This is a genomic window from Pedobacter africanus (assembly GCF_900176535.1).
GTDB lineage: Bacteria > Bacteroidota > Bacteroidia > Sphingobacteriales > Sphingobacteriaceae > Pedobacter > Pedobacter africanus.
Map to the genome: position 1 here is coordinate 357,750 of NZ_FWXT01000002.1, position 24,726 is coordinate 382,475.

The following is a 24,726-nucleotide window of genomic DNA, read 5'->3' on the forward strand; positions in this document are numbered from 1 at the left end:
GGAAGGTGACCTGGAGCAAAGCAATTTTACTGGAACTGTAAAGGGAAACCCGTATCAGACCAACTGTAAAGCTATAGACGGATAAGACCGGTTTCTCCATTTGAAGGTTCACCACTATAGTGGCAGAATTTTTCCATGTAATTTACATTGCCATATTTCGACCAACTTTTATAAGCCTCTGCACAATAGGGCTTCTTGACATTAAAAGGGATCTTTGTTCCGGTTCTTATGCAGTACCCAAACTTCAAATCCCCAATTTCATAGTCGTCGTTACAATCAATAATAACATCAGATCTTAGAAATTCTTTGGTAAAGAATATTTCTTTATAGACGGGCTTCTTTTCGAATACGGTTTTACTGTATTTGTCAATTATTTCATAGCTGAAGTGATAAACTTGTTGATCGAGTGAGGCGCCGGTCAGCTCCGTTATAATGCTGCCCAGTCCGACGATACTTTTGAGTAATCTGAACTTACATAAGATCCCTGCCTCGATATTGTTATCAGCTGAAAAGGAGTGGAGGTTCATCGACGCAAATAGCGAGTGAGAATCGTTGGCATATATTTTCGCATGTAAACGCTTACAATATTTAATAGTTACGTTCTGGAACTGCTTAAAGAAAGCAAAATCTTCATTGGAAAGACTTTTATGTTTATCCTCTTCATTTTTGCCAAAAACAACTATTACTTCTAATTCATCATCATTAACCCTTTTTTGGAGCACATTTTTATAGGCGTCATGTAGTTTTATATAAGGAGATATGAAAATCAGTTGAGACTTGGCTTCATCAATCATATTAATGAGCCGTTTGTGCACTTCAAACCTATTAATTAGTTCAGGCATAGAGCGTATTATATATTTGGTTAGAGCTTAAAGTTAAATAATTATGCAAATAAATATTGTTCTATTTGTTCATTTATTCTAACATTCCTAATAATTTGCTATCAACAAAATTGATGGTGTAGCATGAGAATGACTGAACAGAAAATACTTGATGAATTGCTCCGGATACATGGGGAAGGATACCCATTAACGCAAAAACAACTTTTAATATTAAGGAGATCAGATATTCTAAACTCCATCAGAAAATACGGAACTTTGAGTTCATTTAAGGAAAAGTTGGGGTTAAAACTTCTCAGAAGAAGCTGGACAAATGAGCAGATACTTCATAAGTATCATGAATTGCGGCAACAATTGGGGTATTATCCATCTGCCAGGCAACTCAATTGTTTGGGCCATGGGAATTTAGAAGCCATCATTAAAAGCAGATATGGCGGATTTCGTAACTTTTATAAAATTATAGGTTATGAACCGAAAAGAAAGCCAAAAAAGTATTGGACAAAGGAAAATACTATTAAAGAAACACTGCTTTTTTGTGAACAAAACTGGGACTTGATACAAAAAACTTCCCTTTCTAATGCCATTTTAAAAAATAAACGTTCAGATCTTGATCATGCAATTTGTATGTATGGTGGGATCAGAAAATTAAATGACGAGTTAAATCTTGAGCTAAAAACCAAGAGACCTTGCTGGACCGAAAGTGAAATAATTACTGAGTTGTTGAAACTTAAGGATTTAGGTTATTCCCTTACACAAAAGAACTTAAGAAAATTGGACCGTAATGATCTTCTAGGAGCTATGATGGCGCATGGATCGTTCAAATTGTTCAGGGAAAAAATTGGAATTCCGATAGGTAGAAACCATTACTGGTCAGATGAGAGAATTATAGAAGAACTAAAAGAGCTTATTAAGATCTATAAATTTATTCCTAGTCGTGTTATGATGATGTTTTTAGGGAAAGGAGATCTGGCCAGTGCAATGGCTAAACGAGGTGGATATAAAAAGTTCTGCCGCTTGTTAAATGTTAATTCTTCTCAATATTATTTATCAAATGCAGGTGTTTGGACGCATAGCTCGTATGAGTGCATCTTTCACAATATCTTGTTTAAGTATCAAATTCCGCACAAAACTCAGGTTCAGATATGCAAGGGTCATAAATATACAGCTGATTTTTATGTATATGATACTTATATAGAAATTGTAGGATATAGTCAAAAATCTAATCCCGGTTATTTTCAAAACCTTGAATTGAAGATAAAATTGTACAATGAGATGAAATTGCCTTATCGGATTATTCCCAAAGCAATTTTTATCAAAAGTGTAAATCTGGCGGAGAACAAAATATTAGCTGTACTAAAGGAACTGGAGCTTAAACAAAACTCAGAAACACGTTCTCTATTGGCCGTAGACAAAGATTTACCTCAAAGAACGCAATCTGACATTTCGCCGCCACAATTCAGATACCATAACATGCCTATTGATTTATTAAATTACGATAGTAGTAGAATAATGGAAACTCCAATTGATAAGGAGCTTGCAACAAGAGATATCTTTCCGATCACCTATTGGGCCGATATTGATAATATAAAAAAAGAACTACTCCCATTAGTTAATAAATACGGACGAATGCCAAAAGAGGCAGAATTGAGAAAGGAAAGGAAGTCAAGTCTGATAGGTGGTATATACAAATATCATGGAAACCTTTACGAACTGGGACAAAAACTTAACATAAATGTCCTTTCTAAACCGAAGGGATTTTATAATGAAGCAAAAACCCTGGAAATGTACAAGGCTCTGTGTATCCAGGAACAACGATATTTAACAGCTTCAGATTTACACAAAATGGGGCATCACGGTCTGGCCAACGTTATCTCTAAATCTGGTGGGATTTATAATTTAAGAAAGCGATCTGGCTTAGAGTTCACTCAAATCAGGCTTATCTATCAGTTCTATAACCTTGAAAAGGCAATTAAAGAATATAAAAATTTGAGTATCGAAAATAATAGATTTCTGACCAGAAAGGAATTGTATGGACTGGGGTACCAGACTTTAGCTAATTTTATTGCAAAAGAAGGTTTCACCATAATCAAATCTTTGACTGGCTTGCCCTTTTTTCCAGAGCAGTTAGCTGATCACTATACAGTTGAGAAAGCTATTGCTCAATATAGTGCATTGTGCTGCCAGAAGGGATATTTTCTTGTTATTAAGGATCTGATTTCTTTAAAATTGGACAAACTTGCAGTTTTTATCAGAAAATATGGAATTCGAAAAATCAGGAAGCATTCTCAATTAAATGTTCCTTTAAAAAAAAGGAAAAGATGCTTTGATGTCCAATCAGCCGTATCAATCATATAAGCATAAAACATCGCCATAAACTTTCTTTTCATAGGAAGAAAAAATAACTTTTTAAAAGCGCACCTTTTGGCCCCAAGGCAAAAAAAGCAAATATTATGGAATACATCCGATAAATCCATCTTAAATAAGAAATTTAAAAAATGAAAATTCTCAACTATTACATTTTTGCCCTGGCATTAGCCTTGTTCTCATTCCATGATACTCATGGACAATCATATGGCATAACCGATCTGCATAAATTTATGCAGCTGAACGCCGATACCACATTTATACTTGAATATCAAAGCGGTTGGCTTTTGCCGCCACAGTATTGGTTAGTTAGTAAAAAGGGCGATACTACAACTGCTTACATCTATGATTTACCGCCGAAGTACAATGTCCTGATGCCAAAGTCCATTAGAAGCGCGATTTACAGGTCGAATGGTTTCAATCCAAGCCGTAAAATAGAGATAAACCAATTTTTTAGGCCGGTTCCGACACCTGCAAAATACAAAGGAAAAATTTGGGATATACTCATGAAAGAGGAACCCTGGCAAATTCCGGATGATAAGGTGGATGGAACAAGGTGTCCACCAAATAAAAATAGGGTTGAAATAGAAGACGGCGGTAGTGTAAACCTTTATCTGATTACAGCGAAAGAAATTAAAACGCTTTCCTTTTATGCCCCGCATTTTTATGAAGAGAAATGCCCGGGCAGAAAGGGAAGGCAGAGCATTATAAGAATTGATAAACTATTTCGGGATTTGTTTGAGCGCTTCCCTTGAACATATTAGCTTAGGTTATACGGGCCTAAATTGTGGAGTTGACCACATTTTTTTTATCTTGGAAAACATAAACAGCTATATGAACCCCAAAATCCAGGTCATCAAGGGTGACATCACAAAAATAAAGGCCGATGCAATCGTAAACGCTGCCAACACCTCACTCATGGGCGGTGGCGGGGTAGATGGAGCCATACACCGGGTAGGTGGCCCGGCTATTCTGGATGACTGCCGTAAAATTGTGGCCCGGCAAGGTGGTTGTAAAACCGGCCAGGCGGTAATTACAACAGGAGGGAAGCTTCCTGCAAAATATGTTATACATACTGTTGGCCCTGTTTATAATGGTGGCAAAGGCGACGTTGCAGAGCTGCTCAGGTCCTGTTACCGGAACTCTTTAGCCCTTGCAGCAGAGAACGGTTGCAAAACTATTGCTTTCCCAAATATCAGTACAGGAATTTATGGTTACCCCAAGGCAAAGGCTGCTGAAATTGCCGTGAATGCGGTAAAGACCTTTCTAAATCAGAATGAAGCGATTGAAACAGTGACTTTCGTTTGCTTTGACAATGAAAATTATACATTTATTGAGGAGCAATTGAAGTTAGAGTTTTAAAATAATTCCGAAGGAATTGGTGGTTGTTTGATACAAGGCATTTATGCTGACTGATCCAGCCTGACGCTAAAATTACTAGTTAATTCAGGCACTACTGAAAATCAAAACCTAACCAAACCATCCCTACGCCGCTTATACTCTTTTCCGGCATATTTCTTATCAATCTCAATAGTAACTACACCATTTACGGTATTTTCATTCCACCCGGATATGTCGGTGGTTTTTCCAACGAAACAAAGTCGTACATTCTAGCATACCTTTGGTATACCAGTATAAAACAAGTAACTGCTTTTATACTAGCAGGTAAATGCGTGGTAAGTTGCTGCGTATTTCCTTCGGGGTTGACAGGGGGTTGATTCGAAAAATGACGAACCAACCACGGATAGAGTATTAAGGAGCCATGTCAAAAATACCAGGCAGAACTACTGGCAAATAGGAGGCATATCAGTGTAGCGTAAGCATCATATCATAGTTCCATTATTCGAGGGGACAATAAGCTGGACGAAATCAGCCCATTTCGTATAATTCACCTGTTGTACCCTATAAAAATAAGAAAATATTCAACTAATGCTACTTGTTACCTGCCAGTAACAAGTAGCATTTTTTTTGACGTCAAAAAATATATTAAAATATTTTTTCTTATAAAAAGAGAATAATTTGCCGCTTAGTGATGCTTTTTAGGGCCTTATTTTGCCTTGTTACTTAAGTGTCAATAATACACCTGTGTGGTTTTTAACCTGAACTTATATAAGTTTACATAAAAAAATCAGTAAATTTATAACAAGGGCATACACTATGGCTGTTTATAGCACACATACCGATCAGGAGCTGGTTACGTTGCTGCAAAGCGGGGATGAACGCGCTTTTGACCAACTGTTCCGAAAATTCTATCCGGCGCTATGCTACTTTGCAAAGCGATATGTGCCAGCACAGGAACTGGCCGAAGAGGTGGTTCAGGATGTGATGGTTAAGCTGTGGCAGCGGCATGTCGACTTTGAGAGTTTTAATTCTTTAAAAGCCTTCTTGTACATCAGCATAAAAAACGGATGCCTGGACAGTGCTATAAGTGAAAAACGCAAACTGAATCGCGACAACAACTGGTACCAGCAGCAGGAACAACTGGAAGCCGATGTAGAAGAATACATTATCCAAACTGAAGTGCTGATGGAAATAAGTCAGGCCATTGCCATGCTGCCAGATCAATGCCGCAACATCATGAAAATGAGTTATGAGCAGGGGATGAGCGGCAAACAAATTGCCGAAGCCATGCAAATCACCGTAAGCACCGTAAATAACCAGAAGGCCAGGGGCATACTGCTGCTCAGAAAAATACTGAGCTATAAAGGAATGGCTACCCTGATGATCATTGTCAACTCAAAGATGTTTGAATAATATAACCGGCCTTACAGGCACGGAATTGAACGAATTGCAAATTTGTGTTTTTTCTACCATTAAAGACCAACCAGCGATGATCACTATGGATTATAAACATATAAGTTATGAAAAAGACTTTATTTACAATGATCATTACAATGGGGGTATTGTTGAATACCCAAGCTCAAAGAGAGCCTAAGGCCGGATTTCAAATAGGGTTTCCAGACCAGTCTGCTAAAGGTTTTTTTGTGCTACATCCCGAGATGGATTGTATTGTAATAAAATATAAAAATGATAAGGCTGTTGGCATGGATTTTCTATATAAGCAAGGGGCTGGCAAGTATAGCCACGAATTATTTGATCTGACTTTTGAAGGTGATAGATACCTTATTGATAAAAAATACCAAACCTTACTTTTCCCAAAACCGGGTAAATTGACAATGGAATATTTGGCTGGTCTGGAAAAGTTGTCTCAGCGCAATCCCGGTTATGATGCTTCAATAACGCTTCGCCGTGATTCTATTATCCATCATTTCAGTTTTTTCACATCTACTGGCAGCAATTTGCCTTCCTCTGGTCAGGATCTTCATCGTGCGAGGTTAAAAGGAGGTGTTGGTCCGCTTCAAAAAAAACTGGAACAAAACTTTAAACAATGGAAGTCTGTTAAGGTTGTGGATTCTGCCCTTTTAATTTATGGCGTAGTATCTGAGAATGGCACCTTAGGAAAACTCGCACTGGAAATTGGTGAGCCATCGCAGTTTTCAAATCGAATCTTGGAATTTATTCAGAAGGAAGCTATCAACTGGCAGCCTGCATGGCAGAACCGAGACGTAAGATATCGCGTTAAGTTTTTTGTAAAGCTAAATCCTGATGAATCGATTACGCTTTCTGTATTGTAATTGATTCTATGAAGAAAACGCTTTTAATAATAATGATTCGATGTCTGATGTGTTTGGCCTGGACATTGAGCAGGGCATGAGCGGCAAACAAATTGCCGAGGCCATGCAAATTACGGTAAATAACCAGAAGGCCAGGGGTATGTTTGAGTAGTATTACCAGGATTCTAACGTCTATATATCAAAAAAACTTAAAAAGCTTTGATGGGTATCTTCCTGTTCATAAAAGTAACAAAATACAACCATCCGGACGGGCTTAAGTACTGGTTTGCCGCTCGTATTTCGTAACTTAAGATTTTCCTTCACGTTGCTGACTACGGCTTTATTTAGCGCCCTGTTTTGAAATCCTTGGAGCAGCTTAAGGTCTGTAATTGACAGATCTTTATTGACTTCGAGCTGAAATACTGCAAACCTGTTTTTGTTTTTATATCCCTTAAGCAATTTTAGTTGTTCGTTGTATACATGAAAGCCAAAAGGATTGGGATTTAATATGTTATGCTTTTGTAAATACGCTATTACTTGTTGCTTTAATTCAATAGATCTGCTGTAGTTCTTATTGGCATTTGGGTAAGCAACAGCGTCGAACGTTCTGCCGAGCTCCAGGCTGCCAGAGCAGGCCCCAAAACTTAGTTTACCTTCCCATACAGAAGCGAATATGATCCATGTTGACTTTTCTGACGGCAAAAAAGCGCAGGAAGTGTTCATAACACTATGTATTTTGATTTTTTTAAGGCGCTCGCCCTTATATAACGTAAGCAGTTCAATCTCGGCATCATGATAATTTTCGTTTGTGGGATCCGGGGTTACTTTGAGGATTTTGGCCTTCGCCACAAATTGCGAGCGCTGAAAGTTATCAGTTAACAGGCTGGGGGCACAGGAGCAGGCGAACGTTTTTGCTGATGCCAGCAACAGAATGAGAACAATTATCAGTTTAGGTCTGGTCATAGTTTGTTAGAGTCTGGTAAGACATATTAATGATGCATTTGGTATTAATATTCCATATATGTTCAAAAAGTTGTAAGATAAGCATCTGGTTGTAAAGTTTGGTGCTGCACCATATCGCAAATAATGTAGTTTATGCCGCAGAAGCCTATCCGGCGCAATAACAAACAGGAAGCTCAGGTTTATTATTGGTGGTGAAATAACGGATTGATGAATGTGATTTCTTTTATGTAATGGAGGCAGCAAAACGAGCCGCTTCTTCTTTTAACGATTTTGTAGATATGACTTTGATTGTGGCTTTATTTACTTTTGAAAAAGATCTTTCGGAATTGGGTGTTTTTTTATGAACGCTCTGGCATCGTCATTTTTCTTTTTAAAGGTTGGTGATGCTCTATAGGCTGCAATAAGCTCTTTATCCGATATCTCAGTAAAGTATTTGCTGTTTTTATTTTTTGAAGTACCCATAATTCTTATGTTTGAGTTCTGTAAATTTATTCTATTTCTTGCGGGTAACCAAAAAAGCATTATAAGTTTTGCCTTTTTGAAATGATTCCCAATGAGCGTTAATATACCCCTTGACCTCAAAGAGGGTATTAATTTCATTCCAAAATCTTGTAATCCCAATTCTATACAATCTGGTACGTGAAGCAGTACTTCCAGTTGCAAGTAATTGAACATTCGGGTTTCTGGTTAAAAAATCTGCAGCAATTGCCGCAACGGTAGATAAAATCTTTTGTGTATCAGAGTTGTTTGATTTTGCTAAATCATCAATTTCTCCTGTATCTTTATTAAGATCCCCAAAAGCCAGATTATACAAGCATTTGTCATCTGATATTGCTTCTAATACTACGATTTTTTTGATGTTACCATTTGGGCCGTTACTAATAAATGTATAAGAAAGCGAATCTGCTTTATTGTAGGAATAGCGATCTTCTTGCATAGGATTGTTTTATACCACAAATCTGCTATGTATCAAACCCGCTAGCCGGAACATAACCGGATATATCCGGATCATACTTTTGAAACGGATCGCTATACTGTGGAGAAAAAAGAACTCAATTCTGTGGTTTTTACCTCAGAACCCCATAAGTTCACCAAAAGACAAACTTTATGATTCAAGAAAAACACTGTTTGCAATGTGGCCATGCTATGCAGGGCAGGGCCGATAAGAAATTTTGCGATGACCAATGCAGGAGCATTTATAACCGTGATCAGAAAATGGCGGGTACGGCATATGTTAAAAATGTGAATGCCGTGCTGGCTAAAAATCGGCACATTTTGTTAGAGATGAACCCAGCAGGCAAAGCCAAAGTACTTTATAAGGATATGAAAGCACTTGGTTTTGATTTCAGCTATTTTACCAGCATTCTGAAAACGGGGGATCGTAGTTATTATTATTTCTGTTATGAAATGGGCTACCTGGTGATTAACCGGGAAACGGTTTTACTGGTTAAAAGAGAGAACCACCAACGTATGGAAGCGTTGCGGTAAACCAAGAAAAGAGGTGAAATGGTCTGTGACATAGTACATATGGTGTAGGTTTAATTTTTTTTCACTCTCCTTTAGAGATTTCCTTTTCGGTGCCGTTTCTATATTAAACCAACATTAAGAAAAGGTTATGGACAGCATTAACAGCACATTCGGAATAGGCAGGCTTATAGCCAAGCATCTTACCAATGCATTGAATGCTGCTGAAGAGCAGCAGCTTGATGCCTGGATAAAAGCCGATGAAAAACATGCTGCTATTTTTAACCGGATTGTTGTACATGAAACTTTAGCTGCTGCTTTAATAGAAATGCAGCAGATTAATACTGAGTTGGCACTGGCCAATGTAAAAAGCAGGCTGGGGCAACAACCAGAGCAGCAACCTGCTGCTCAAACTGCCAAACTGTGGAAACGCTATATTGGCGCCGCCGCCGCGGTAGCGGCAATAGCCTTCGGCATCTGGTTCTTCACTGCTCCCCGTCATCTCGACGATAGGAGAGATAATTATAGTAACGACATTGCCCCAGGCAGCAACCGTGCCACCTTAACTATGGCAAATGGTAATACCATACACCTGAGCCAAAAAAAGAGCGGAGTGATAGTTGGGGATGCATTGACGTATGATGATGGGTCTGAGATCCTTCGCGATGCTCTGGATGACAAGCAGGACAACAACGGTTCGTCATCCCGAGGAAACGAGGGACCTATAACTGCGATTACCCCACGCGGCGGAACTTACTCCATTATTTTGCAAGACGGCACAAAAGTTTGGTTAAACGCTGATAGTAAATTGGAGTTTTTATCAAATTACAGGAATAAACTCCAAAGAATTGTAAAGCTTACGGGTGAAGGATATTTCGAAGTAGCTAAAGACCGCAGAAGACCCTTTATAGTGGAAAGCAACGGGCAGCAAACAACGGTGCTTGGTACGCACTTTAACATCAGTGCCTACAAAGGTGAGGGGGTAAAGACCACATTATTGGAAGGTTCGGTACATGTGGCCTCGCTTTTCGCTGCCCCTAAAGCAAAGAGGGCAACTGCAGGCCCAGAAGCAGGCAGGATACTTAAACCAGGCCAGCAAGCCGTGTTAACGGCCAGCAACAGTATAACGGTGCAAACTGTTAACGTTGAAGAAGCCGTTGCCTGGAAAGCTGGGGATTTTGAATTCAACGACGAGAAAATGTCTGTTATTATGAAAAAGCTGGAGCGCTGGTACGACGTAGATATTGTTGTTAATGAGCAGATTGCAGACAGGGAATTCACCGGTAAGATTTCGCGTAGCAGAAACATTAGTCGTGTACTGGATATGATTGAGAAAACGACTGGCATTAAATTTAAAATCGAAGGAAGGAGGGTGATCGCTCCGGATCAATAATCTACCTTATTTAAATTGAGGCATAAAGAAGGCCAGACGGGGGGCAACCCGAATGGCCTTATGATGGTCGCTCAGTAAATATTATTATATGAACCTGTGTAATACTGCTGTCCTGTTAAGTACCGGGTATTACACTAACCAACCAACTAAACAAATGTACAAAGTTTTACACCAAAAACTATGGGCGCATCCACGCAACATAGTTAAACTATTGCTGATTATGAGGCTGACCACCCTTATACTGATTACAGGTATTTTGCAAGTCAGTGCATCTGGTTTTGCACAGAAGATATCTTTGTCTGAACGCAATGTCGGCCTGACTACCGTTCTGAACCGGATACGTGTGCAAACCGGTTATGATTTTTTTTACGAAAGCATTAAAGTTAAAGATATAAAGAATATTTCTGTACACGTGAAGGATCTGGAATTAAGAGCGGTACTTGAGCTGATCCTGGGCCCCAGGAAACTGGATTTCACTATTGAGGACAAATCGATACTTATCCGTGCCAAAATTGCGGCTCCCCCTGCTCTGAAACTTAAAACCCCTTTAAGAGGACGGATTGTAGATGATAATGGCAAGCCTATGGCAGGAGTAACGGTAAAGGTGATAGGTACCAGCCTTGTAACAGTGACGAATGCAAATGGCGAGTATTTTTTTCCGGATGTTCCCGAAGGAAAATGCAGTATTGAAATTTCAAGTGTCGGTTTTCAGAAAGTAAGCAAATTGTTAGATATTAAAGCTGGTGAGCCTGCAAATACAGGAGTTACCTCCATGCAGTCTATAGCGGCAACACTAGAGGAAACCATTATTGTAGGTTATGGCTCGACAGACAAAAAGTCACTCACAAGCTCAGTTGCAAAATTGACGCCCAACGTTGCCGGTGCAGCTCCCCTGAGCATAGACCAGATCATGGCAAGCCGCATGGCAGGTGTACACATTACACCTTCAGGAGGGGCGCCCGGAAGTGCTACCTCTATTGTGATCCGCGGACTCAGTACTTTAAGCAAAGATGGGAACTCGCCATTGATTGTTATAGATGGAATTCCGGTTTATGGTATGGGCGAAGATGCAAATAAAGTTAGGTTCAATGGATCTGCACCTGCACAATCCGCATCTTCGGGAGGAGCGCCCGGCACTGCGCCACGAACCTATACCCCACAATCCACCTTTGAGAAAAACCCGCTTGCCAGTATCAACCCTGATGATATTGCTTCCATAGAAGTACTTAAGGATGCTTATGCTACAGCGATTTACGGGTCAAGGGGGGCTGCCGGTGTTATACTCATTACCACTAAAAGAGGTTGGGCTGGTACTACAAAAGTGAATGCCCAGATAAATACCTCAGTGTCTGAACCATTAGGGAAACACAAAGTGATGAATGGCCAGCAATATGCAGAATTCTATAATGCCTATTTAAAGGCTTTTGACCCGGCCGACACCAGAAATTTTAAGGGAGATGTTAATACGGATTGGCTTAAAGAGATCACCAGAAGGCCGGTGGGCATGAATGCAGATGTAAACATCAGCGGGGGGAACGACAAAAGCACCTATTATATTAGTATGGGCTATGATGATCAACCCTCGTACATCATAAAAAATGATTACAAAAGATACCAGGGAAGGATCAATGTTGACCAGCAGATCGGGAAAACCTTTAAGGTAGGGGCAAATGTAACCATGAGCAGTATAAAAAACAGCGCGCTTTCCAGCCAGCTTTTATTTCTTGAGGCAATTCAAAAGGCGCCTAACCTGAATGTTTATATGCCAGATGGCAGTTACAACTGGGGATATGAACCAAATCCGACAGGCTCGATAGTGGAAGATCTAAATCCTGTGGGCAAAGCCATGCGCAACATTAATTATTCAGATGACAGCAGAATTTTTGGGAATGTATTTGCAGAGGCGAAGGTTAGGCCCTGGTTAACGCTCAGGACTGAACTTGGTACGGATTGGGTAAACAGCCGCTCTTATGCCAGGAACAAAAGCCGGCCCAGGTTACCGGCTGGAAACTTAACAGAAACCATGATACAGAATAAAAAATGGGTAATCAATAACCTGCTGACGGCTTCCAAAAGGTTTGGAAGCTATCACAAAATAAACCTGGTTGCCGGTCAAAGTTTCGAGTCTTCAGTTGAAAACAATGTTGTTATTTTTGCCGACGGGTTTGGCAACGACGAAATCCTCAGTCCATTTGCGGCTAGCAATAAATTAGTAAACAATGCCATCCAAAGAGCTACAGCCCTGTTTTCAGTTTTTGGAAGACTGGACTATCAGTTTATGAACCGTTATTTACTGGGTGCTACCTATCGTGTCGACGGTTCGTCCAGATTTTCAAAAAATCATCGTTACATAGGTTTTCCATCTTTTTCGGTTGGCTGGATAGTGAACGAAGAGCCTTTTATGGAGGAAGTGAAATGGCTTAGTTTGTTAAAACTCCGTGCCAGTACCGGATATTCGGGTACAGACCGAAGCGCGGGTTACTACGGTAATCAGGGGCAGTATACTTATGCAAGGGGCGGGGCCGGGGATGTTACCTATGGTGATATCCGTACTATTAGCGTGAGCCAGCCCAATAACCCCAATTTAAAGTGGGAAAGGACCAGGACTATGGATGTGGGATTAGACCTTGCCTTGTTCAATAGTAAAGTGAGTATTGCAGTTGACTATTATAATAAATTGACCAAAGATGCTGTATTGACGGTGGCAGTGCCTGAGTTTATGGGCTTTACTTCTCAGGACCAGAACCTTGGCGTTATCAGCAACAAAGGATGGGAATTAGACATCACGACAACAAACCTGCAGAAGAAGGACTTGAGGTGGACAACCTCGTTTAACATTGCGAGAAACAGAAATAAAATATTATCCATTAAAACTGCTGATCCTCGAAATACCGCACAGGATATTGAATATCAGCTCAAAGCAGGGGAATTCGAAAATAATTTCTGGCTTCCCGGTTATTCATCAACTGAGTTCTTTATGTATGAGTGGGCCGGAGTTGACCCAAATACAGGTAACCCCCTTTGGAAAGACAAAGATGGCCATCTGACAGATGAGCCCCTGATGTCGCAGGTTGGCGGGCAAGTGCATAGAAAACCCATGGGCGACGCTATGCCCAAAGTAACAGGTGGATTGACAAATAATATCAGGTACAAGGGTTTAGAGCTTGATTTTACATTTGGTTATGCTTTTGGGCATAAAATTTTTAACGGCTCTAAAGCTAACCTGTACACCTATATAGGTAAGGGCGGAAGCTTTACAAACGATAATGTATTTAACCTCTCTCCGGATATGCTGAATTATTGGAAATATCCAGGTCATGTTACCGACATTCCGGCTATACTCAATAAATCAAACGACCAGTTCAGAGATTATAATGTTACACGTCAGAATAGCCGGTTTCTTGAAGACGGTTCATTTGTTAAACTCAAGAACCTGGTTTTAGCTTACAACTTAAGCCCTTCATCAAGAATATTGCGTGCGCTGAGGTTAAATAACAGTAAGATATTTTTCCAGACAGAGAACCTGTTTACCATTACCCGGTATAGCGGCATTGATCCTGAAGTAAGCGCCTATGGCTCATCAGGCTTAAAGGCCGGATATGATGAGCTGACCTTACCAGGGGTAAGGACTTTCAGGATAGGATTAAAGGTTGGACTTTAAAAGAAACAGCATGAAAAAACAAAATATACTTGTAATGGCAATAATAATGTTGCTATTAACAGCTTGTAACAAGAAGCTTGATATTGTACCCGAAGATACCCTTACTGAACGGCAGGCACTTGAAAAGCAAGCCAGTGCCGAGGGGATACTTGGGGATGCTTATACCAAACTTTTTGAGGCCTGCCGGGAACAAGCTTACACTATGGGCGATCAATCTACAGAAATGATGGAATTCCAACCATATCTTCAGCACAACAGGTGGTACGAAGGGTTATACGGTCCACGTACCAACGAAGATGAAAGTATGCCGATTAATTTCTGGGCAAATAACTATAAGACAATTAATCTGGCCAATGTGGTGATCAATAAACTGCCGGCTTATGGACAGTTTAACAGGCAGCTGATGCAGCAATATGTTGCAGAAGCAAAATTTATACGTGCTTTTTCCTATTTCAACCTGCTGAAGTATTTTGGCGACGGTGCCCTGGAGGGCAGAATGGAAGGTCTGGGTGTTCCTTTGCGGCTGGAGGCATATGACGGTTACGATGCCTCTAAAAACATTCCAAGAAGCAGTAACAAAAAAGTTTATGAGCAGATATTAAAGGACATTGATGAGGCCATTCCGGAACTGGTGGTTGCATTTGGTAATGAGGTTTCGACCAGGTCGAGGGCGGTAAAGGGCAGCGCAAATGCTTTGGGCGCCCGCGTTGCCCTATATATGCAAAATTATGAACTGGCTTTAAAGTACAGCAATGAGGTGCTGATGAATGCCAACTATGTTGATGCTGCAAGTATCCTGGACGTATTTGCCGATAACAGTGGGAACGAAATTGGCAAACAAACCAAACTGAACATGGCCATACCTGAGCTTATTTTTGCTTTTCCGGTAAGCCACAATAATGCAGGGTTAAACTCGGGTTCTTCCGTTAACCATGGCATAGATTACATATTTGGAGGAATATTTTTTAACCCGGCCTTTTTAAGCAGCTATGAAAGCAATGACATAAGGGCTAACCAGCTATTTATAAACGTAAGCTTTTTTTCATTACCACCTGTAAAAATTTCCCGAAAGTTCAGTGATCCGAACCAGACTGACAACCTGGTTGCATTTAGAAGGGCAGAGCTGGTGCTCACAAAGGCAGAAGCTTTGGCCAATATCAATGGCCTTAACCAGCAGTCTGTAGACTTGCTCAACCTGATCCATCAGCGGTCTTTTGTTGCTTCACAACGTCCGGTGCCTTACACAATGGGAAGTTTTGGAAGTAAACAGGCATTGATTGATGCCATTTTGAGAGAAAGAAGCTGGGAACTGGCCGGAGAAGGGCAGGATAGGTTTGATAGGATGCGTACCGGTCGTAATGTAAACCCCGTATTGCCCCGGTATAAATACGCTTTGCCGGTACCTTACAAAGAAATTGTAATTACAGGTGGATTGATAGAGCAAAACACAGGCTATTAATGGAGTGATTTAAATATAAACTAATAATAAAGATGAATACAAAAATGAAAAAGTTCAGCAGGATTTTGCTGGCAGTGGTGTTGGTATGCCCGTTTTTTACCAATGTTAGCTATGCTCAGGACGAGCTTATTATCAATGGTATTGTAACAGGCGATACCAAAGGTTTTAACAAAGTTACGGTTTTGTATGGTGAATTGGGGAGCGGAAAGCCAAAAGAGACCACCATTGTAGATGGAAAATTTCAGATCAGGATTCCCTATACCGGAGGTGTAAATTTTTTTAGCCTCTATACGGAGTATGAAAGTGAAATGGCAAAGCTGGGAGGGGGCGGTGTGCAGGCAAGCGCTGGAGTACCGTATGACCATGCAGGTGAGATGAACCTCGAACTGCCCATCGCCCAGGGCATATCGGGAGCCAAAATTACAGGCATGCCCATTGCTACAGAATGGCAGGAGTTTCATGGGATGTTTGCTAAAGCACACCACAAAACACAAAGAGAGTTAAAAATAAAATACGGTGGAAGTTTAGAAATGGGCGACGAGAACTACGAAGCTTATCAGAGGGATGCGCGGGCCATCATGAACAAAAATTTTAAAGGCGTGTTTGAGGATTTTATACCTGCCCATCCTGATTCCTACACCAGCGCTAACGCCCTTGTGAGTTTTGCTTCAAATTTTATGGAGCCTGAAGACATCAAAAGGTTGTATGGAAAGCTGAGTAAAGCAAGACAGGAAAGCGAAGAGGGTAAAGCTGTATTAACTTTTCTGCAGGGTATAGAGAACTCTGGAATTGGTAAGACAGTACAGAACTTTACCTTAAATACCCCTTCAGGAACAGAACTGGGCTTTAATAAGCTTAAGGGCAAATACGTGCTGATTGACTTCTGGGCCAGCTGGTGCGCGCCATGTAAAGCGTCCTTTCCTCACATCAAAGAGATATATAGCAAATACAAGGACAAAAATTTTGAGATACTTAGTATTTCTATTGATAAAGATAAGAATGCCTGGCTGGAAGAACTGAAAAAGCAGCAGCTCCCATGGTTACATATGCTGGACACCAAGGGTGTTAATAAGAGCCATTTCCTGGTAGACGGCGTACCCACTACCTACCTGGTAGATCCGAACGGAAAAATATTATTGAAAGAAAAAGGCTTTGACCCCTCCAATCCAAATGGGCCATTGGATGAATTGCTGGCCAAGCTGTTTGCAGGTAAGGTAATGATGAAAACAAATTAACTGTAAGATGATGAAAGTAATATGCTATGTTTTGGCCTCGCTGCTCACTCCATTGCTATTGAGGGCACAAGTGGTGGCCGCTCGATCTGCAGGGGCATCACAGGTGGTGCAAAATCAATCCCTCAATCATACAATTTCATTTGTGGTGAACGGCAGCATCGATGATGTAGGGCTGCCTGCTTCTGTTGTTTTTGCCTACAAAACCCTGAAAAACGGCAAGTATACTGAAGTTAGCGATACGGTTGTTGTAGTTAAGGGGAAATTCAGGTATGCAAATAATGTGACTGAACCGGTAAGCTGCGTAGCTTACCTGATAAAACAAACAGATGAAGAAGACCTGGAACCTAAAACATCCGAGTTTTCAGTTCTGTGGCCGGATGGCGCGAAATTTTACCTGGACAAGGGAGAAATAAACATCAAAGGGAAAACAATGGCTACTTCTGTCATCAGTGGTTCTGCTACCCAGCAGGAAGCAGAGTTGCTGAAAAAGTTATTTGATCCGTACGAAGCAAAAAATAAAGCTTTTGAAAGGACCTTTAAGGAGCATGCTGACGCAGAAAGTGCTTTGAGTGATGAAGCGTTTGAGCAACTGCCCAGAACAATGGCACTGCGTAAGCAAAGTAATGCGCTTTATCTTGAAAAATACCAGATATACAGGGATTTTTTTAAAAGCTATCCCAATTCTTACGTTGCCCTGGCTTTGGTAAGAATGCACATTTCCCGACCAAGCAGCTCGGCCTTTGCTTTGGAACTGTATAATAATTTAGGGGACAGGGTTAAAAATAGCGTGGAAGGCAAACGGTTGAAGAAAATGGTGGACCAGCGTTCGGCAATTAGCCTGGGCCAGATAGCCCCCGATTTTTCACAGACGGACCAGAATGGCAAGTCATTTAGCTTATCATCGTTAAGGGGCAAGTACGTGCTGGTAGATTTCTGGGCATCGTGGTGCGGCCCCTGCAGAGAAGAAAACCCTATTGTTAAGCGGGCATATGAGCAATTTCATACCAGAAATTTTGAGATTGTCGGGATTTCCCTTGACAATAAAAAAGAAGCATGGCTTGGGGCGATTGAAAAGGATGGTTTACCTTGGATTCATGTTAGCGACCTTAGAGGATGGGAAAACCAGATTGCTGTGAAGTACCAGGTTAAGGCTGTACCACAAAACTGGTTACTGGACCCATCTGGTAAGATCATTGCTGTTAATTTGAGGGGAAAGGACCTGGCCACTAAGCTGGCGGAGGTACTTAAATAATTGTTAAGCGGTTTATAAATTTTTAAAACAACATATGAAAATAATCAATCAAATATTTATGACGGTGGTAACCGTTGTGGTAATGTATCAGGTCTCTTTAGGGCAGGAAAAAACGCCGGTAAAAGACTTTAATGCAAAATGGCAGCTTGATGCCGATAAAACTGATTTTGGCGATTTACCCAAGCAATATGTGCCGACCTTTTTGGCACTCACCCAAACTAAGGATGCGTTTACAATTGAAAGAAAGTTCGTTGATTTGGCCGAGCCGACCAAACAAACATTAACACTCGATGGAAAACCACAGGAATCTAAAGATGAAGGGCAAGAGATCGTTAGGACATTGGCCCTTTCGGAAAACAAAAAAGTATTGACCGTAAACACAAAAATTCATGTGATACCGAATGACCAGGACCCCTTCGATATTACCAGAATTGAAACTTATGTGCTGGCCGAGGACGGAATGACGTTAATGCTTACAAGAACGTCGATAATGCCAGACGGCGCAAAACAAACTGCAAAAGCCCTTTATAATAAGCTGAAATAAAAGAAAGGACAAATGTCCACAAAGATTTTATAAGTTGAGTGTTTAGTTAAGGGGGGCCAAGGGCCTCCTTTTTCTTTGAATATGATAGCCGGTTAACCTGAAATTTTTTCTTCTAAAAAAAGCTTTTTACCATATCCAGGCCTGTTTTTATACTAAATGGAATATTTGTTATTTAAGGTTGTGTGGTTTTTCGCTTCAACTTGTATAAGTTTACAAAGAAATTTCAGTATTTTTATTAACGGATAATTAAACCACAATGGCTGCTTACAGCGGATATACCGACGGAGAACTGGCTGCTTTAATTAAGGGCGGGGATGGGCGTGCCTACACAGAAATTTTTTCGCGTTACAGCCGCCTGCTTATTTCGCATGCCTACAGGTTGCTTGGTGATAGGGACGAGGCCAACGATGTAGTACAGGATGTAATGCTAACTTTATGGCAAAAGCGGGAAGAGCTGGAATTTAAAACCTCGCTTTCTTCTTATTTGTATACGGCTATACGCAACCGCATATTTAACCGGCTGGCGCATTTAAAGCATGTGGCCAAATATGCAGATGAAATTATCCGGTTTATGGAAAATGGGTTTTCACTGGCAGATGATGTGCTAAGAGAAAAAGAGTTTGTTGCGGTAATTGAAAATGAGATTAATGCATTGCCCGAAAAGATGAGGGCAGTATTTTTGCTGCATAAAAGGGAAGAACTCAATTATAAAGAGATTGCCGAGAAGCTGGGCATAAGCGATAAAACCGCAAAACAACAGGTTTATAACGCAACCAAAATCCTTAAATCCAAATTAACTGCCTTACTTATTCTTTCTGGAATAATTTAATTTAAAAATATTTTATGCCCGCCTATTACTTTGGCTATGTTCAACTGTCATTAGGTTAAAGGGGCTTGTTTTTCACAATTGCTATGAATACAGAAAAAGCCATAGAGCTGTTAAAAAAATATGAAAATGGTACCATCAGCGCGGAAGATAAAGCCCTGCTGGAGACCTGGTACATCCAGAAAGCTGCACAAAGCAAGTTTCAGCTATCCATCCAGGCGCTTGAAGAAAGCGTAGAGCATTTAAAAACGAGGCTTCCGCTTATAGAAGCTAAAAAAGTTAAACTTTGGCCTCGCGCGGTGGGTATTGCGGCCGCAGTAATAGGCCTTGCTGTTGGTGTTTATTTCTTTACCGCTCCCAGCAATAACACATCCCTTTTGTCATCAAGAACGAATGCGAAGGACCTGAACGACATTGCCCCTGGCGGCAACCGTGCCACCTTAACCTTAGCTAATGGTAAAACAATTAATCTGAGTGATAAGAAGAGCGGAGTAATAGTTGGGGATGCATTGACGTATGATGATAACACACTTGTCATCCGGAGCGATAGCGAAGGACCTAAAGATAGATCCCTCGAAACTCGGGATGACAAGCAGGACAACAACGGTTCGTCATCCCGAGGAAACGAGGGACCTATAACTGCGATTACCCCACGCGGTGGAACTTATTCCATTATTTTGCAAGACGGCACAAAAGTTTGGTTAAACGCTGATAGTAAATTGGAGTTTTTCTCAAACTATAGGAATAAACTCCAAAGAATTGTAAAACTGATTAAAGGGGAAGCTTACCTGGAAGTAGCTAAAGATGCCAAACGGCCGTTTAAAGTACAAACGGCCGGACAGGAAATAACAGTGCTTGGAACACATTTTAACATAAGCGCTTACCCTGATGATGTAGGCATTAAAACCACGCTAGTCGAAGGCAGTGTTAAGGTAGGCGCCATGCAATCTCTCTCCGCCTCTGGGGGAGAGAAGCCTGAAGGGAGAGAGGTGGTTTTAAAACCTAACGAACAATCCCTTATAGCCAACAACAACATAACCGTAACCGAAGTAAACGCTGCCCAGGCCATTGCCTGGAAAAACGGCAAGTTTGCTTTTGAAAACGAACCTCTTGCATCTGTAATGAAAAAGGTAGCGCGATGGTATAACGTAACGGTAATTTTTGACAAGCAGGCGCTTAAAAACATAACTTTTGATGGCTCGCTGTCCCGTTACGATAATGTATCGCGGATATTGAAATCAATAGAGTTTGCCGGTAAGGTGAAATTTAAAATAGAAGGGCAAAAGATAATTGTAACAGAGTAAAAAAGAATCATTCTTGAACTAACCATATACTAACCCGAAAAAACCAAAAAATGAGAACATACAGAGCAGCAACATAGACAGAAAAGAAAAAAGCCAAATCCCGGTTTTGTCCGGAATCTGGCTTAGGTTTGGCTCTCATTAACAAACAAGTTATCAACTGACTGCAATTGCCCTAAGATTGGACCCCGAAGGCTATTGCATAACCAAACTGAAGTACTAATGTATAAAATTTATACGAAGAAATGGGATAGGCCAGGTGGCTTTATCCATAAATTATTGCTGATTATGCGACTAACCACCGTTATATTACTAGCAACCTTAATGCAGCTAAGTGCTGCATCCTTTGGTCAGAAATTTACTTACAGTAAGCGGGGCTCTACTTTGGCCGAAGTGTTCCAGGCTATTGAAACCCAAACAGGCTATAGCATTTTTTTTGCTAACCAACAGATAGATAAGCGCAAAAAAATAGATGTTAGTTTTAAGGATACAGAATTAAAAGAAGCATTAGACGTGTTGGCTGAAAAAAGCGCCTTTGAATATGCTATAGATGAAAAGAACATTAGCATTAAACCTAAAACGCCTTCCTTTCTTTCTGTCATCCAGAGCGCAGCGAAGGATCTGTTTGCTGACGATGACCGCAACCTTGCTGATATACGTGGTGTGGTGCGCAATGAAAGGGGTGAGCCGCTGGAAGGGATTACGGTGATGGTGAAGGGTGCGAAGGCTGGTACAAGGACTAATGAAAAAGGGGAGTTTTTGCTGAAAGGCGTGAAGAAAGGGGATGTGCTGGTGTTTACTGGGGTTGCGATTGAGCCTTTTGAATATACAGTTAAGGATGATAAGAATATTGACCTGAATTTAAAGGCGAGGTTGGTGCAACTGGAAGAAGTCGGAATTAATACGGGATATCAGAAGATTAGTAGGGAAAGATTTGTTGGCTCCTATAGTCAGTTGGATAGTGCGGCTTTTCATAGAAGGGCTGGCATGGGCATTTTGGAAAGGCTGGATGGAACTGTTACAGGGGTATTGTTTAATAAGAAAGTATTCGGTAATAATCCCGACCAAGTAGCTAATTTTAGTCCAATTCAAATCAGAGGGATAAGTACATTGGAAAGTAATCAAAACCCTTTGATTATTGTTGATAATTTTCCTTATACGTTCGACTTAAGTACTCTTAATCCAAATGATATACAAGATATAACTGTGTTGAAAGATGCAGCGGCCACCTCTATATGGGGTTCTAGGGCTGGGAATGGTGTAATTGTGATCACTACTAAAAAAGGTAAGTTTAATCAGCCTTTACATGTTTCCTGGAATTCAAATTTGACTATTCAAGATAAGCCTGATCTATACTATAATTCGCAGGTAAGTAGCTCCGATTTTATAGATTTTGAGCGCGAGTTGTTTTCAGAAGGAGCCTATGACTTTATACTGGCTGACCCATCAATGGGCCCGGTATCTCCTGTTGTTGATGTTCTAAATCAAGTAAGGAATGGCAGTTTGACGGAAAGTGAAGGTAATATCAAAATTAATAACCTTAGAAATGTAGACACACGAGACCAACTCAATAGATATGTTTACCAAAATGGAGTAAGCCAACAACATTCGGTAAACATTGGTGGTGGTAATAATAATATTAATTACTCCATTTCCTTAGGCTATAACAATACAAAACCTGATATCAAGAACAGTGAAAATAACGATCAATATACTATCAATTCAACTGCTTCTTTTAAGGTTGGAAAAAGGGTAAATATTTCAACAGGCATCAATTTAAGTCAGGGCACCCAGCGAACAGCTGCTCTTCCAGCCTTTTCCATGTACCCATACCTACAACTTGCTGATGAAAATGGAAATGCTCTTCCGGTGGTAAATAGATACAGAATAAGTTATGTAGATACTGTTGGAAAGGGTAAGTTGCTTGATTGGCATTTTCGACCATTGGATGAACTTAAATTTGCTGACCAATCCAATATTACGAGAAACAATATTCTAAATGCGGGAATATCGTATGCTGCAGTCTCTTGGTTAACTCTTGAATTTCTAGGTCAATATAATTTTCAAAATACTGACGCCAGTGTTTTTAAAAGCATTGAAAGTTTTGAAACGCGGAATTTGATCAACCGGTTTACGAATCTAACTTTCACTGATTTACAGCGAAGATATCCGATACCTCTTGGGGGAATTCTCGATAAAAATAGCTCTAAGTCTAATTCCTATAATTTCCGAGGTGGAATTTCTGTTAATAAAAACTGGAATAATCATCAGTTTTCTGCAATGATTTCGGGAGATTTATCCGATGCTAGAGGGAGCTCTAATAGTTCTCGGTACTATGGGTATCAACCAGATTTTGCGGGTTATAGTCTTTACATGGATTATGTAAATCGATATTTGGTTTATCCTCTCAATACTGGTTCTACCGATCAAATTCCAACAGAAAATAAATTAGTAGCTGAAAATATATCTCGTTTTGTTTCTCTAACGGGAAATGTTTCTTACATGTTTCGAAACAAGTATTCAATTTATGGCAGTGCACGAAGAGATGGATCTAATCTTTTTGGTGTAAGTACTAACAATAAGTGGAAACCTTTGTGGTCAGTAGGAGTCGCTTGGCAGATTGATAAAGAGAAATTCTTTGACCTATCTTGGATTGATCAACTAAAGTTAAGAAGTAGCTTTGGTTATTCAGGGAATGTTAATAACACAATACCCGGTATCTTGACTATAACCATTTTGCCGAATCCGAATTTTTTAACGGGATTAAAGTCTGCAATTAGAGGTAATCTTCCAAACCCTAATTTAAGGTGGGAGGAAGTAAAAATATTTAATTCAGGCGTAGATTTCTCATTGTTTAAAAACCGAATCAGCGGTAATGTAGAGTACTATAGGAAGTCTTCGGTAGATCTAATTACTGCAATTGGTTTGGCTCCGTCAGTGGGAGCTACGTTTAATAATATGAACGTAGCAAGTCTAAAGGGAGGTGGTTTAGATTTGAATTTGAATGCGAAAGTTTTACAAAATGATATTCATTGGTCAATCCAAGTGGGGCTTAGTCATGCAAAAATGAAAGTAGAGAAAATGTATCTCTTTAATAATTATGGTGCAATACAGTTTGTTTCCTCTGGTATCAATCCATCAATCGGAAAAATTGCTTTTGGGCTAGGTAGTTACAAGTGGGCAGGACTTGACCCAGAAACGGGTGATCCTAGAGGTGTTTTGAATGGCGAAATAAGTAAAGATTATTGGGGAATTATGTCTGATTCAGTAGATAATCAGGTTTTTCATGGATCTAGTATTCCTTTGTACTCAGGTTTTGTTACCAATAATTTTTCATGGAGAAAACTTTCAATCTCTTTTAATATAGGATATAAGTTCGGGTTTTACTTTAGGAAACCTACTATTGATTATTTAGATTTAGCCTCTAAAAGTTTTCTTCATTCTGATTATTATAAACGATGGCAGAAGCCAGGAGATGAAAAATATACTAGTGTACCTTCCCTTACTTATCCATCAAATGACCCTGGCAGGGATGAGTTTTACAGTAAATCAGAGGTAAATGTGCTGAGAGGTGATCATATTAGGCTGCAGGACATTCGTGTGCAATATAATTTTGATGCGCTTTTAAAACATAATTCTGTTTTTAAAAATTTGAGCGCCTTTATGTATGCTAACAATCTGAATGTAATAGTTTGGCGGAAAAATAAATCAAATTTAGATCCTGATTATGCGGGCAGTAATAACAATTTATTAACTCCTCCTGTGAAATCACTAACATTTGGATTATCAGCTAATTTTTAGAATTTAAGTT

Annotated in this window: 19 protein-coding genes; 15 read left to right on the forward strand and 4 right to left on the reverse strand. The window is 40.1% G+C overall.

What is annotated here, in order from left to right; all coding sequences use genetic code 11:
- Positions 1-71: 71 nt before the first annotated feature.
- Positions 72-842, reverse strand: a complete 771-nt coding sequence (locus B9A91_RS15905) for a phospholipase D family protein (protein ID WP_084239993.1) — start codon at positions 840-842, stop codon at positions 72-74.
- 123 nt (positions 843-965) lie between these two features.
- Between B9A91_RS15905 and B9A91_RS15910 the strand changes: the two genes are divergently transcribed.
- From B9A91_RS15910 to B9A91_RS15930, 5 genes are all read left to right on the forward strand, one after another.
- A complete protein-coding gene (locus B9A91_RS15910; RefSeq protein ID WP_084239994.1) occupies positions 966-3,194 on the forward strand; it encodes a hypothetical protein in 2,229 nt (742 codons plus the stop codon).
- A 140-nt stretch (positions 3,195-3,334) separates the two neighbouring features.
- On the forward strand, positions 3,335-3,958 hold the full coding sequence (locus B9A91_RS15915; protein ID WP_084239995.1) for a hypothetical protein: 624 nt from the start codon (positions 3,335-3,337) through the stop codon (positions 3,956-3,958).
- Positions 3,959-4,037: 79 nt separating this feature from the next.
- A complete protein-coding gene (locus tag B9A91_RS15920) occupies positions 4,038-4,565 on the forward strand; it encodes an O-acetyl-ADP-ribose deacetylase (RefSeq protein ID WP_084239996.1) in 528 nt (175 codons plus the stop codon).
- Between the two features lie 795 nt (positions 4,566-5,360).
- Entirely contained in the window at positions 5,361-5,957 is a 597-nt protein-coding gene (locus B9A91_RS15925) for an RNA polymerase sigma-70 factor (protein WP_084239997.1), read from the forward strand.
- A gap of 107 nt (positions 5,958-6,064) precedes the next feature.
- On the forward strand, positions 6,065-6,838 hold the full coding sequence (locus B9A91_RS15930) for a hypothetical protein (RefSeq protein WP_144008959.1): 774 nt from the start codon (positions 6,065-6,067) through the stop codon (positions 6,836-6,838).
- A 171-nt stretch (positions 6,839-7,009) separates the two neighbouring features.
- Here the strand turns inward: B9A91_RS15930 and B9A91_RS15935 are convergent, their stop codons facing one another.
- The 3 genes from B9A91_RS15935 to B9A91_RS15940 form a co-directional block, all read right to left on the reverse strand.
- On the reverse strand, positions 7,010-7,780 hold the full coding sequence (locus B9A91_RS15935; protein WP_084239999.1) for a hypothetical protein: 771 nt from the start codon (positions 7,778-7,780) through the stop codon (positions 7,010-7,012).
- 300 nt (positions 7,781-8,080) lie between these two features.
- The gene (locus B9A91_RS24160; protein ID WP_159451718.1) at positions 8,081-8,242 is read right to left on the reverse strand and encodes a hypothetical protein; all 162 of its coding nucleotides are present in this window, start codon (positions 8,240-8,242) and stop codon (positions 8,081-8,083) included.
- Positions 8,243-8,273: 31 nt separating this feature from the next.
- Complete coding sequence (locus tag B9A91_RS15940) at positions 8,274-8,717, reverse strand: DUF6934 family protein (protein WP_084240000.1); 444 nt, start codon at positions 8,715-8,717, stop codon at positions 8,274-8,276.
- Between the two features lie 170 nt (positions 8,718-8,887).
- Here B9A91_RS15940 and B9A91_RS15945 point away from each other — a divergent pair, with 170 nt between their 5' ends.
- From B9A91_RS15945 to B9A91_RS15990, 10 genes are all read left to right on the forward strand, one after another.
- Positions 8,888-9,268, forward strand: a complete 381-nt coding sequence (locus B9A91_RS15945; protein WP_084240001.1) for a DUF2116 family Zn-ribbon domain-containing protein — start codon at positions 8,888-8,890, stop codon at positions 9,266-9,268.
- A gap of 127 nt (positions 9,269-9,395) precedes the next feature.
- Positions 9,396-10,637 carry a FecR family protein gene (locus tag B9A91_RS15950; protein WP_084240002.1) on the forward strand — a complete coding sequence of 414 codons (1,242 nt, stop codon included), beginning with the start codon at positions 9,396-9,398 and terminating at the stop codon, positions 10,635-10,637.
- Between the two features lie 154 nt (positions 10,638-10,791).
- A complete protein-coding gene (locus tag B9A91_RS15955) occupies positions 10,792-14,298 on the forward strand; it encodes a SusC/RagA family TonB-linked outer membrane protein (RefSeq protein ID WP_159451719.1) in 3,507 nt (1,168 codons plus the stop codon).
- 34 nt (positions 14,299-14,332) lie between these two features.
- The gene (locus B9A91_RS15960) at positions 14,333-15,757 is read left to right on the forward strand and encodes a RagB/SusD family nutrient uptake outer membrane protein (protein WP_159451720.1); all 1,425 of its coding nucleotides are present in this window, start codon (positions 14,333-14,335) and stop codon (positions 15,755-15,757) included.
- Between the two features lie 32 nt (positions 15,758-15,789).
- On the forward strand, positions 15,790-16,992 hold the full coding sequence (locus B9A91_RS15965) for a TlpA family protein disulfide reductase (RefSeq protein WP_084240005.1): 1,203 nt from the start codon (positions 15,790-15,792) through the stop codon (positions 16,990-16,992).
- A gap of 7 nt (positions 16,993-16,999) precedes the next feature.
- Positions 17,000-18,244, forward strand: coding sequence for a TlpA disulfide reductase family protein (locus tag B9A91_RS15970; protein ID WP_084240006.1), 1,245 nt, complete (start codon positions 17,000-17,002; stop codon positions 18,242-18,244).
- A gap of 34 nt (positions 18,245-18,278) precedes the next feature.
- Positions 18,279-18,788 carry a hypothetical protein gene (locus B9A91_RS15975; protein WP_144008960.1) on the forward strand — a complete coding sequence of 170 codons (510 nt, stop codon included), beginning with the start codon at positions 18,279-18,281 and terminating at the stop codon, positions 18,786-18,788.
- A 256-nt stretch (positions 18,789-19,044) separates the two neighbouring features.
- Entirely contained in the window at positions 19,045-19,617 is a 573-nt protein-coding gene (locus B9A91_RS15980; RefSeq protein WP_084240008.1) for an RNA polymerase sigma factor, read from the forward strand.
- A gap of 83 nt (positions 19,618-19,700) precedes the next feature.
- Positions 19,701-20,918: a FecR family protein gene (locus tag B9A91_RS15985; RefSeq protein WP_084240009.1), complete on the forward strand. Its 1,218-nt coding sequence runs from the start codon at positions 19,701-19,703 to the stop codon at positions 20,916-20,918.
- Positions 20,919-21,137: 219 nt separating this feature from the next.
- On the forward strand, positions 21,138-24,716 hold the full coding sequence (locus B9A91_RS15990; RefSeq protein WP_084240010.1) for a SusC/RagA family TonB-linked outer membrane protein: 3,579 nt from the start codon (positions 21,138-21,140) through the stop codon (positions 24,714-24,716).
- Positions 24,717-24,726 lie beyond the last annotated feature (10 nt).

Excerpts from the sequence above, each read along its gene's own strand:
- B9A91_RS24160 (WP_159451718.1), bottom strand. The coding sequence starts at position 8,242 with ATGGGTACTTCAAAAAATAAAAACAGCAAATACTTTACTGAGATATCG.
- B9A91_RS15915 (WP_084239995.1), top strand. The coding sequence starts at position 3,335 with ATGAAAATTCTCAACTATTACATTTTTGCCCTGGCATTAGCCTTGTTC.
- B9A91_RS15925 (WP_084239997.1), top strand. The coding sequence starts at position 5,361 with ATGGCTGTTTATAGCACACATACCGATCAGGAGCTGGTTACGTTGCTG.
- B9A91_RS15905 (WP_084239993.1), bottom strand. The coding sequence starts at position 842 with ATGCCTGAACTAATTAATAGGTTTGAAGTGCACAAACGGCTCATTAAT.
- B9A91_RS15965 (WP_084240005.1), top strand. The coding sequence starts at position 15,790 with ATGAATACAAAAATGAAAAAGTTCAGCAGGATTTTGCTGGCAGTGGTG.
- B9A91_RS15990 (WP_084240010.1), top strand. The coding sequence starts at position 21,138 with ATGTATAAAATTTATACGAAGAAATGGGATAGGCCAGGTGGCTTTATC.
- B9A91_RS15985 (WP_084240009.1), top strand. The coding sequence starts at position 19,701 with ATGAATACAGAAAAAGCCATAGAGCTGTTAAAAAAATATGAAAATGGT.
- B9A91_RS15955 (WP_159451719.1), top strand. The coding sequence starts at position 10,792 with ATGTACAAAGTTTTACACCAAAAACTATGGGCGCATCCACGCAACATA.
- B9A91_RS15980 (WP_084240008.1), top strand. The coding sequence starts at position 19,045 with ATGGCTGCTTACAGCGGATATACCGACGGAGAACTGGCTGCTTTAATT.
- B9A91_RS15970 (WP_084240006.1), top strand. The coding sequence starts at position 17,000 with ATGATGAAAGTAATATGCTATGTTTTGGCCTCGCTGCTCACTCCATTG.
- B9A91_RS15910 (WP_084239994.1), top strand. The coding sequence starts at position 966 with ATGAGAATGACTGAACAGAAAATACTTGATGAATTGCTCCGGATACAT.
- B9A91_RS15935 (WP_084239999.1), bottom strand. The coding sequence starts at position 7,780 with ATGACCAGACCTAAACTGATAATTGTTCTCATTCTGTTGCTGGCATCA.
- B9A91_RS15940 (WP_084240000.1), bottom strand. The coding sequence starts at position 8,717 with ATGCAAGAAGATCGCTATTCCTACAATAAAGCAGATTCGCTTTCTTAT.
- B9A91_RS15960 (WP_159451720.1), top strand. The coding sequence starts at position 14,333 with ATGGCAATAATAATGTTGCTATTAACAGCTTGTAACAAGAAGCTTGAT.
- B9A91_RS15945 (WP_084240001.1), top strand. The coding sequence starts at position 8,888 with ATGATTCAAGAAAAACACTGTTTGCAATGTGGCCATGCTATGCAGGGC.
- B9A91_RS15950 (WP_084240002.1), top strand. The coding sequence starts at position 9,396 with ATGGACAGCATTAACAGCACATTCGGAATAGGCAGGCTTATAGCCAAG.
- B9A91_RS15930 (WP_144008959.1), top strand. The coding sequence starts at position 6,065 with ATGAAAAAGACTTTATTTACAATGATCATTACAATGGGGGTATTGTTG.
- B9A91_RS15975 (WP_144008960.1), top strand. The coding sequence starts at position 18,279 with ATGAAAATAATCAATCAAATATTTATGACGGTGGTAACCGTTGTGGTA.
- B9A91_RS15920 (WP_084239996.1), top strand. The coding sequence starts at position 4,038 with ATGAACCCCAAAATCCAGGTCATCAAGGGTGACATCACAAAAATAAAG.